Consider the following 7,703-nt stretch of genomic DNA (forward strand, 5'->3'; position numbering starts at 1 on the left):
CTTGATAGTGGACGGGTACTCCGGCAGTGGACAGTGTCACGGATTGTTTTTCCAGCATCACCTGTTGGCCATCCAGTTCCGTCAGCAGGTTTTCCATAGAGTCAGCAACCAACTCGATAACGCCCTGTTCAAGGGCATCATTTGCCGACAGACTCAGCCCCTCGCGCACGGCGCGCTCCGCCCAGTCGCCGTTGCGTCCTCTCAATTGTGCCAGACTGCGGATATACGCCACCGCATCATTCACTACCTTTCGCTCCATGGCGTCACCTTGGGGAACGGCTTTTTCTTCTTTGTCATCCTTGCCTTTTTTGGGATCATCGCTACCCGGCATGCTGGGTAACCCCGGTGATCCGCCGCCCAGCTGCACAGGCGTTGCCGCACCGAGGTTAGTCCCCCGGGCCATAGCGGCCAGATGTGTGGCGTAGAGCAGATAAGTACCGGCGCTGGCGGCTCTCGCCCCACTCGGGGATACATAACCAATCACTGGCAGGGGGGAAGCGAGGATGACTTTAACCATGTCCCGCATGGCCATATCCAAACCGCCGGGGGTGTCTATGCGCAGGATCGCCATACTGGCCCCGGCAGAAACAGCTTTATCTAGGGACCGCTCCATATGGTCAGCCGTTGCGGGGCCAATAGCGCCCTCAATATCGATGACCCATATTTCTGCCCGGAGAGTGGCAGAAAGAAAAAAAAGTGAAACCAGCAGGCAACTGCGAAGTAGAAGGTGGTTGGCGCAACGCGACAAGAGTTTCATGCTGCCAGTATAGAACAGACAATCGGTACTGTTCATTTTTATCGGCGCACCTGGCTCCGACTGAACCGGAAGAGGTAATCAGTGTTGTTGTCGACAGTGCTGCCAATTGTGCTGGCCAACAGATAGACTTCGGTAAACGGACGTAACCCGATAAAATATGCTCGGATGATGTCGTCGACTCCTTCGGGGTTGGATGTAAAAACACCACAGGAGGATATGTTGATGAAGTCTTTTACCAAAAAAGTCGTGATTGTCACAGGAGCCACTTCTGGGTTGGGCGAAGCCGCAGCCCTGAAGTTTGCCAGTGAGGGGGCAAACGTAGTGGTGGCTGCCCGTCGCGAAGATAAAGGCCAAGCCGTGTTGCGGAAGATTGAGGCGCTTGGTGCAGAAGGGATGTTTATCAAAACCGATGTGACTCGTGGCGCGGATATTGAAGCGATGGTGGAAAAAACCCTTGCCAGATTTGGTAAGTTGGACTGCGCGGTGAACAGTGCCGGCATTTCCGGTCCGGTATTGGTGCCGGTTGCGGAGATTGAAGAAGCCGATTGGGATGCTCTGATGGATACCAACCTGAAAGCGGTATGGATGTGCATGAAATATCAGATCCGCGCCATGCTCAAGCAGGGTGCTGGTTCTATCGTCAACATTTCGTCGATTTATGGTTATAAACCCAGTGATGTGGGGCATGCGCCCTATTGTGCCAGCAAGTATGCGTTGATTGGCCTGTCGAAATCCGCAGCCATTGACTATGGTCAGCAGGGCATTCGGGTCAATGTGGTTTCGCCGGGTTATACCCATTCGGAGATGATCGATCCGGTTGCCGAGGCGCAGCCCGAGTTCATCAATGCGGTGGTGAACCGTTATTCGGCCATGAACCGGCTCGGTCGCGCGGAAGAGACGGCAGAGGCTACCGCTTGGCTGTGTTCCGATGCTGCAAGTTTTGTGAACGGTGCTGTATTGCCTGTGGATGGTGGTGATACCAGGCGGCTATATTAGGTGGAAAAGATTCTTCTGTAGTCGTTAACGGTGGCTGTAAAGTTGTTATCACACGCGCAACAGGTTGTGTTATGAAAACGGTGTTTCGGAAAATTTTCTGGCCTATTCTGCGTTTTTTCGAGCGCAATGCATCTGCACAGGGCTATCGTCCTTTGAATAGGAAAATTCTGCTTTCTGTCGGCATTCTTTTTTGGATTCTTACCGGAATCTCACTTTATTTTGTGATTTCGGCAGCAGTGATTGGTGGCCTGATTCCTGTAATCGGTTTTTTCATTGCTGGCACAATCTGTCTGGTGGTTGCCCTGCTGGGCAGTGATGGGGCAGTGGTGAAAATATGGGGAAACCGATAGAGCCATTGAGCAGTGACGCGTATGAAAAAAGGGGCTGTGTGCCCCTTTTTTCATGGTGTCTGAATCAATCTCTGATTAAATTTTCTGGCCTTCCGGGAGGTTTTCATAGACCTCTTCTTCGGGTGCGGCATTCAGTATTGCCTTAAAGTAACTGCTGGGCAGTTTGATTTCGTAGGTACGATTACCGCTGATCGTCAAATCCATGCCCATATTGGCGCTGTCAAAGAAGCGGATAAATGACAGTGGAAGAGCGACGCGCTCTTCATAGCGGCAATTGGCCGCCTTGCACACATACTCGTCTTTGGACATCGGGACAAGGCGCATTTCGCCATCTTTGGTTTTTGCCTTGGTGTAGGAGCGCCAGCCTTCGTCATTGTACTGGGCCGTGATGTAGAGAACGTACTGGTCTTCTCCCTCCAGATCTACAGCGCGCACCAGATAAATCTCGGAAAAATTATCAGACAGGTTTTTTTCCGAGAGGGCAAAGTTTGGTCCGTAGGTGATTTCACCATTCACTGGATCCATTTTGTATTCAATCAGGGTACTGATTTCCTCTGGGGACTGCCAGTTGATCTGAGCTTCTTTGGAGCTTTCCTGGGAAGCAGGCTCATTATTTGTATCGGCGTGGACTTGCAGGGAAGTCAGTGCCACGAGGGCGAGTATCTGTGGGATTAATTTCATTTGTGACTCCGTGGTATTGATGAGTGCTTGACTCGTTCATTTTTATTGGTCGCTATGCTTGCGTTTTTGCCTGTGCATTTCAACCTGTTTATTGCTTAATAACGTTCCAGCATCACCTCATAGCCGTTCCGTAAATCGTGCTGTTGAATACGGGTGTTAAGGATATGTCGGCAACTATGAGTCTTCCAGTTATCGATGGTTCCTGAATAAATCAATTTTTGCAGCTAAAGCACAAATTTGTTAGCAGTCACTTCTACGGGAGTGGCCTGTGTATGGATTAGCGTGAATCTATGATAAGGGGTGATGCCTTGCCTGATTCACCGTTGTCTCAATGAATGGCGGCACTATGCTAAGATGCACGATTTGTGATCCTTGAGCCCAGTTTTTTGCCGTGAGCCAGATGACACCCTATATCGTGCGAACTTTTCCAGTGGGGCCTTTGCAGTGTAATTGTACCATTGTAGGCGACCCCGTCTCCCGTCGGGCACTCGTAATTGATCCCGGTGGCAATGCTGCAGACATTCAGGCACTTCTGGCAGAATTACAGTTAAGTGTTGTGGCGATTATTCATACCCATGCACACCTGGATCATATTCTCGCTGCCGGGGAGATCAAAAAAACCACCGGGGCACCAATTTACCTCCATCGGCAGGATATGTTTCTGTGGCGTGGTGTAGCCGAACAATGTGCCATGTTTGGCGTGCCGTTGGTGACTTTGCCAGATCCGGATCATTACCTCCAGGATGGTCATGACCTGGGTTGTTGTGGCGGTATTGCATTGCACACACCAGGGCACACACCGGGATCAACCAGCTTCTGGTTTGAGCCAGTCAATCTGTTGATTGCCGGAGATACCCTGTTCCGTGGTGGTATCGGTCGGACCGACTTTCCTGGTGGCAATCATGACCAGATCGTCAAATCCATTCGTGAACGGCTTTATACACTGAATGATAATGTGGCTGTGGTCACCGGGCATGGTCCGGCCACCACGATCGGTGATGAAAAACACCACAATATGTTCGTGCGGGCCTGATGCCTGCTTTCCCCCAATAAAAATGGAGTCCCCATGAAGCAACAGATGCTGGCAATGCTGGAGTTGCAGAATGCGATGAACAGCAGGGTGAATGAGAACTGGGCCGAGCAGCATTTTGCGTGGTATCGGGCGATATGGGTGGAGTGTGCTGAATTACTTGATCACTATGGTTGGAAGTGGTGGAAAAAACAGACGCCGGATGCCAATCAGGTAAAACTGGAATTGGTCGATATCTGGCATTTCGGGCTCAGCATTTTGTTGCTGGAATCACCGGATCATGAGGCCATTGCCCAGCTGGTAGACCAGCAATTGGCCGATGCAAAACCTTCCGGGGATTTCCGTGAAGACCTCGAGGCATTTACGCTGAGTACCCTGCAAACCAAAAAATTTGATGTCGCCAGGTTTGGTGCCTTGATGGCAGGTGTGGGATTGGGTTTTGATGAGCTCTATACCCGCTATGTGGGCAAAAATGTACTGAATTTTTTTCGTCAGGATCACGGCTATCAGGATGGCAGTTACCGAAAGCAATGGGGGAGCAAGGAAGATAATGAGCACCTGGTGGAGGCGGTTGCGGAACTGGATCACCGCCGCCCGGAATTCAAGGACGATCTCTATCAGGCCTTGCAGCATCGCTATGCGGACAGCGCCTGAGCTGTTTGGGAGTCTGCGCTGAAAACCTATAGAATGGTCTCTTTTCGGGCCTCCCCAATAACCCCAAAACTGTCACGAAACCACCATGATCGATTTTGATACTCGCAAACAGCGACTGGAATTCAATAAGCTGCAAAAACGTCTGCGCCGCAATGTGGGCAAGGCCATTGCCGACTTCAACATGATTGAAGAGGGTGACAAGGTAATGGTCTGCCTCTCGGGCGGGAAAGATTCCTATGGCATGCTGGATATTTTGCTGGGCTTGCAAAAAACCTCACCGGTCAGTTTTGAGCTGGTCGCCGTCAATCTGGACCAGAAACAACCTGGCTTTCCGCCGGAGGTATTGCCCCGCTATTTGACCGAGCTGGGGGTTCCCTTCCATATCCTGGAGAAAGACACCTACAGTGTTGTCACCGAGTTGATTCCGGAAGGCAAAACCTACTGCAGTCTCTGTTCGCGATTGCGGCGCGGGACTCTGTACGGCTTTGCCGAGCAGATTGGTGCCACCAGAATTGCCCTTGGTCACCATCGCGATGACATGATCGAAACGTTGTTTCTCAATATGTTCTACGGCGGAAAACTGAAATCCATGCCGCCAAAACTGCTCAGCGATGACAAGCAGAATATGGTGATACGCCCACTTGCCTACTGCAAGGAAAGTGATCTGGAGCGCTATGCTGTAGCCAAGCAGTTTCCGATTATCCCCTGTAACCTGTGTGGCTCTCAGGATGGTTTGCAGCGCAAGGTCATCAAGGACATGTTGCAAACCTGGGAAAAACAACATCCCGGACGGCTGGAGACAATTTTTAGTGCGATGCAGTCCGTTGAGCCATCCCAGCTGGCCGATACGTCCCTGTTTGATTTTGCAGATCTGAAACTGGAACGTGCACCACGTATTGGGGCGGTCAATCTCTGGGACAACGACAGCAACAAAGTTCGCGAGTCTGCCTGATGCGCTGCGGCTTTCGATGCCGGAGTGATCACCCTATAATCATTCCTTTTGGCAAGGTGGATATTGCCCCATGAGTTATCAGGTTCTGGCCCGCAAGTGGCGTCCTCGCAACTTCAGCGAGATGGTAGGACAGGAACATGTGTTGCGAGCCCTGATCAATGCCCTCGATAACAACCGGCTGCACCATGCGTATCTCTTTACCGGCACCCGGGGTGTAGGGAAAACCACCATTGCCCGGATTCTGGCCAAGTGTCTCAATTGTGATACGGGCATAAGCTCCAATCCCTGCGGCACATGCAGTGCCTGTGTCTCGATCGCGGAAGGACGATTTGTCGATCTGATTGAAGTGGATGCGGCTTCCCGTACCAAAGTCGAGGATACACGGGATCTGCTGGATAATGTTCAGTATGCCCCGACGGCGGGACGCTTCAAGGTCTACCTGATCGATGAGGTGCACATGCTCTCCGGTCACAGCTTCAATGCACTGCTGAAGACTCTGGAAGAACCGCCACCTCATGTGAAATTTCTGCTGGCCACCACCGATCCGCAGAAATTGCCGGTGACCATTCTGTCGCGTTGCCTGCAATTCAACCTCAAGCACCTGAGTCCCGAGCGGATTGTTGCGCATCTGAAATTCGTGCTGGATGAAGAAAAAGTCCCCTGCGAGGAAGCGGGCCTGTGGGCTCTGGCCCGGTCTGCCGACGGCAGTATGCGCGATGCCCTGAGTCTCACCGATCAGGCCATTGCCCACGGCGGTGGCAAAATCACCGAGGCGGACGTTCATGAGATGTTGGGTACCGTTGACCTTGGCGCTATTGCCAATATTGCCCGGGCACTGGCAAACCGTGATGCCGTGGATGTTTTGGCCGTTGTCGAGCATATGGCCGAACATGCTCCCGATTTTGGTGCTGCCCTGGCTGACCTGCTGTCGGTCTGGCACCGGGTTGCCATCGCACAGACTGTTCCCGATGCATTGGACAACCGCCATGGTGATGACCAGCTGGTGCGCGAGTTGGCAAAAGCGCTCAGCTCGGAAGATGTCCAGTTGTTTTATCAGATAGCACTATTGGGGCGGCGTGATCTTCCACTGGCACCGGATCCCCGAATCGGTTTTGAAATGGCCCTGCTGAGAATATTGGCATTTCAGCCGGTGGCAGAAAGTGCTTTACAGCCACTCCCGGCAACAGGTGGGGCGTCTACTGCGCCTGTCCATTCACCCGCAGAGGAGGCGGAGGAGTCGCCAAAAAAGCCCGCGTCTAGTGCTTGTGACAGGGTGTCAGGCGCTGTGGAGGCTGCCCATGTGGACGGATTGCAACGGGTTCCGGACCGGCCAGTGGCTGAAACTGTTCCGGATATTGCGATGACTGATCCGAAGGCACCCGAGTTGTCGGCAACGTTGCCTGACCCATCCACCACGGAGGTACAGTCTCCATCGGTGCCGTGGGTTGATCCGGAGATGTTGGTCTCATTTTCCCGTCAGGCCCGTTATCAGAATCCCGTTGTGACCAAGACAGAGCTTGAGTTTAGCCAACAGCAGTCGGAGATAACGCCTGCCTTGACGCCAAAGGTGCAGGTAGTTAATGAGAATTCTGGGATTACTGAAAGCGCGACCCTTTCCCTCGTGGGGACTGCGGTGCCGTTGGCTGAAGCTGGGCCGGATCGCTGGATTGAAATTTACCAGGGACTTCAGGTAGGGGGCTTGCTGCAGAATATTGCTGCCAATCTGATTCTGGTGGATGTCGATGGCCAAATGTTGCACTTTGTACTGGACATCTCCAGCAGCTCGCTATACGAGGAATCTCATCAGCAACGCCTCGCCGATGTGCTGACAGAATACTTTGCCGAGCCGGTATACGTTCAAATTGAAGTAGGTGCGGTTGCCACGGAAACACCTTTGGCCCGTATTGAAAGAATACGCCGTGAGCGCCAGGAATTGGCTGTAGACCAGTTTCGGCAGGATCCGAATGTTCGGCGAATTACCGACCTTTTTAATGGCGTTTTGCTGGAAAAAACTATTAAACCAATAGATTAATATATTATGGTAACTCTATGAATATAAGTGAATTTATTAAACAAGCTCAGGATATGCAGCAAAAAATGCAACAACTGCAGGCAGAGGCGGTAAAAACAGAGGTCATCGGTGAATCAGGCGCGGGTCTGGTTCAGGTGGTAATGAACGGTCGCCACGATGTGCGCAAGGTGAATCTGGATCCATCGCTGCTCAGTGAAGAAAAAGGGTTTCTGGAAGATTTGCTGGCCGCAGCTGTCAACGATGCGGTCAGA

General features: G+C 52.0%; 8 protein-coding genes and 1 pseudogene. 7 read left to right on the forward strand and 2 right to left on the reverse strand.

All coding sequences use genetic code 11. The features are described 5' to 3' along the window. A pseudogene (locus ACTF5G_RS09580) lies at window positions 1–793 on the reverse strand (NfeD family protein); the annotation flags it as partial. A 186-nt stretch (window positions 794–979) separates the two neighbouring features. Here ACTF5G_RS09580 and ACTF5G_RS09585 point away from each other — a divergent pair. Both ACTF5G_RS09585 and ACTF5G_RS09590 read left to right on the forward strand, forming a co-directional pair. Continuing rightward, on the forward strand, window positions 980–1,753 hold the full coding sequence (locus ACTF5G_RS09585; RefSeq protein WP_438952587.1) for an SDR family NAD(P)-dependent oxidoreductase: 774 nt from the start codon (window positions 980–982) through the stop codon (window positions 1,751–1,753). Window positions 1,754–1,824: 71 nt separating this feature from the next. Next, window positions 1,825–2,103: a hypothetical protein gene (locus ACTF5G_RS09590; RefSeq protein WP_438952588.1), complete on the forward strand. Its 279-nt coding sequence runs from the start codon at window positions 1,825–1,827 to the stop codon at window positions 2,101–2,103. 75 nt (window positions 2,104–2,178) lie between these two features. Here the strand turns inward: ACTF5G_RS09590 and ACTF5G_RS09595 are convergent, their stop codons facing one another. Beyond that, complete coding sequence (locus ACTF5G_RS09595; protein ID WP_438952589.1) at window positions 2,179–2,784, reverse strand: hypothetical protein; 606 nt, start codon at window positions 2,782–2,784, stop codon at window positions 2,179–2,181. A 400-nt stretch (window positions 2,785–3,184) separates the two neighbouring features. On the opposite strand from ACTF5G_RS09595, the gene ACTF5G_RS09600 reads away from it, so the two are divergent. From ACTF5G_RS09600 to ACTF5G_RS09620, 5 genes are all read left to right on the forward strand, one after another. Then, a complete protein-coding gene (locus ACTF5G_RS09600) occupies window positions 3,185–3,817 on the forward strand; it encodes an MBL fold metallo-hydrolase (RefSeq protein ID WP_438952590.1) in 633 nt (210 codons plus the stop codon). 33 nt (window positions 3,818–3,850) lie between these two features. Next, on the forward strand, window positions 3,851–4,468 hold the full coding sequence (locus ACTF5G_RS09605; protein WP_438952591.1) for a dUTP diphosphatase: 618 nt from the start codon (window positions 3,851–3,853) through the stop codon (window positions 4,466–4,468). An 88-nt stretch (window positions 4,469–4,556) separates the two neighbouring features. Next, window positions 4,557–5,420 (forward strand): tRNA 2-thiocytidine(32) synthetase TtcA, encoded by an 864-nt coding sequence (gene ttcA / locus ACTF5G_RS09610; protein ID WP_438952594.1) that lies wholly within the window; start codon window positions 4,557–4,559, stop codon window positions 5,418–5,420. A 70-nt stretch (window positions 5,421–5,490) separates the two neighbouring features. Next, on the forward strand, window positions 5,491–7,452 hold the full coding sequence (gene dnaX, locus ACTF5G_RS09615; protein ID WP_438952592.1) for a DNA polymerase III subunit gamma/tau: 1,962 nt from the start codon (window positions 5,491–5,493) through the stop codon (window positions 7,450–7,452). Between the two features lie 17 nt (window positions 7,453–7,469). Further along, window positions 7,470–7,703, forward strand: a 234-nt coding sequence (locus ACTF5G_RS09620) for a YbaB/EbfC family nucleoid-associated protein (RefSeq protein WP_438952593.1), incomplete at its 3' end; no start/stop codon positions are given.

The organism is Porticoccus sp. (assembly GCF_965660005.1).
In the GTDB taxonomy this organism is placed as follows: Bacteria; Pseudomonadota; Gammaproteobacteria; order Pseudomonadales; family Porticoccaceae; genus Porticoccus.

Bases quoted from the DNA above. Each gene is read 5' to 3' on its own strand.
- dnaX (WP_438952592.1), top strand. From the start codon at position 5,491: ATGAGTTATCAGGTTCTGGCCCGCAAGTGGCGTCCTCGCAACTTCAGC.
- ACTF5G_RS09585 (WP_438952587.1), top strand. From the start codon at position 980: ATGAAGTCTTTTACCAAAAAAGTCGTGATTGTCACAGGAGCCACTTCT.
- ACTF5G_RS09605 (WP_438952591.1), top strand. From the start codon at position 3,851: ATGAAGCAACAGATGCTGGCAATGCTGGAGTTGCAGAATGCGATGAAC.
- ACTF5G_RS09590 (WP_438952588.1), top strand. From the start codon at position 1,825: ATGAAAACGGTGTTTCGGAAAATTTTCTGGCCTATTCTGCGTTTTTTC.
- ACTF5G_RS09600 (WP_438952590.1), top strand. From the start codon at position 3,185: ATGACACCCTATATCGTGCGAACTTTTCCAGTGGGGCCTTTGCAGTGT.
- ACTF5G_RS09595 (WP_438952589.1), bottom strand. From the start codon at position 2,784: ATGAAATTAATCCCACAGATACTCGCCCTCGTGGCACTGACTTCCCTG.